This window comes from Isoptericola sp. NPDC055881, assembly GCF_053615895.1.
The window spans coordinates 1-1,717 of record NZ_JBSHCR010000149.1 but is presented as its reverse complement, the minus strand read 5'-3'; the positions used below and the strand labels follow the sequence as shown (position 1 = coordinate 1,717).

3 protein-coding genes are annotated in these 1,717 nt (G+C 36.0%); all 3 read left to right on the top strand.

Annotated features, from left to right (window positions below; genetic code table 11):
• Positions 1–18 precede the first annotated feature (18 nt).
• The 3 genes from ACWGKI_RS20815 (at position 19) to ACWGKI_RS20805 (ending at position 1,624) form a co-directional block, all read left to right on the top strand.
• Positions 19–456: a helix-turn-helix domain-containing protein gene (locus ACWGKI_RS20815; protein ID WP_452189583.1), complete on the top strand. Its 438-nt coding sequence runs from the start codon at positions 19–21 to the stop codon at positions 454–456.
• Between the two features lie 168 nt (positions 457–624).
• Positions 625–1,209 carry a hypothetical protein gene (locus ACWGKI_RS20810; RefSeq protein WP_015059030.1) on the top strand — a complete coding sequence of 195 codons (585 nt, stop codon included), beginning with the start codon at positions 625–627 and terminating at the stop codon, positions 1,207–1,209.
• Between the two features lie 217 nt (positions 1,210–1,426).
• On the top strand, positions 1,427–1,624 hold the full coding sequence (locus tag ACWGKI_RS20805; protein WP_452189581.1) for a hypothetical protein: 198 nt from the start codon (positions 1,427–1,429) through the stop codon (positions 1,622–1,624).
• The last annotated feature ends 93 nt before the right edge of the window (positions 1,625–1,717 follow it).

Sequence of the window (1,717 nt, the reverse complement as noted above, 5' to 3'; positions counted from 1 at the left end):
GGGAACGTCACCCCGTAGGTGGTGGAGCAGAACTCGGCGATCTTGTCGTCGGAGGCAAAGAAGAATTCAAGGTTTACACAGGTATCCCCAAAAGGTTGGGAACGCGTTCGAGAGCTGTTGAAGGATAGCCAAGGCATATCAGCACTGAAGCTGTACTCATTTTTAGCGGAGCATATCGATCCTACGTGTGGCGCTGTCGTTGCGGATCAGCAATTCCTAGCTGAAAAACTTGGAGTTAGCAGAAGCACAATTATTCGGTGGCTCAATTACTTAGAATCAAAAAATGCATTAGTTAGAATCCCCGTTGCTGGTAAGGTTTGTGCGTATGCCCTCGATCCACATGAAGTCTGGAAGGGATACAACACTACGAAAAACCATGCAGCGTTTGTCACTAAAACACTGGTCAACAAAGACGGTGATATTCAGCGCCGAATCATGGCCATGTTTTCAAATTGAGCCAGCGGCAGGCGGACAATCAGGGGCTACGTGTTAACGTTTTGACCATGATTGTCTATCCTGCATTGCTCTTTTACCACCTAGACAGCACCATAGCGATAAGATAAACATGCTCAAACGTTTTATGTAACATTAGAAAAATTCAGTTAATTAAAAAAGGTTTTCTAAATGAGCAAAAAAAATAACGTGCCAATGATACAAAATAATGGAAATCTCCAACCTTTTAGCATGGGTAATTTACCATCTATTGCTAAAACATTCCCAATGGAAATCCATACAACTATACTTCAACAGCTTAACCCATTGGAGCATATATCCAATGCTATAAGTAGGATTTGTTACTATAAAGAACAGTGTAAAGCACTTGAGCTTGAGTCACTCAAAATAAAAGAACAAGCCAGTTTGATGCACCTTAAAATAGATACTAATTTTAAAAAGGCAATGTATGAGCTAGAAACAAGAAGAAAGAGTAATGAGTTGAAGTTGATAGCTGCTGCAAATGATTTTAAGCAAATATCAATAACAAAATCAGACTTAATTAAAGAGATATCAAAGCTTGTTTCAAGCATATGTAGCAATGACGTTTCGTTGGAAAGTAAAAAGGCGATGAACGATACTCTTATCATTATGAAAGGCATGCTCAGTGATCAACGGTCTGAGTCATATGAAAAATTCAAATCTTTGTTAAGTAGTATTGATTCTAGTTACAATGATGCGTTGTTGATAGAGGATCATCAGGATAATTATGTTTAATATCATACTCGGAGTTGCTGCTGTAGGTGTTGGTTTATATATCTTGAACGAGCTTGATGAACGCGCCGGAGAAGAAAAAAAGCGATGGGAAAATCAACGAGAATCAGTATGTAAAAGCATCGAAGAACATAAGAGATAAATAGAACAACATTTCGAATATTTTCAATCAATGTATGATTTTCATCAGTTAGTTGACCTTCATTATTCATGTATGAAAGTGGCAAATGAAGCATATAAACTTCTTAATGATGCTAAAAAATCAATGGGCGCTATTTATGATGCTATCAATAAACTTAAAGCTCACCGCTCTAAATTATTTAATGATAAAAAAGAAAGCAATGATTATGAAAAGAAAAAAGAAATACAAGCAGAAATAAACATGATCAAAAAAATCATAGATGGCCTATACTCTTAATTAGATTTAATTAAAAAGGATAAAGAACATTTTTATAAGGAATTAAAAGGTTTTAACTTAAAAACTAGCAGCATTAAATACAGAATTAGAGAC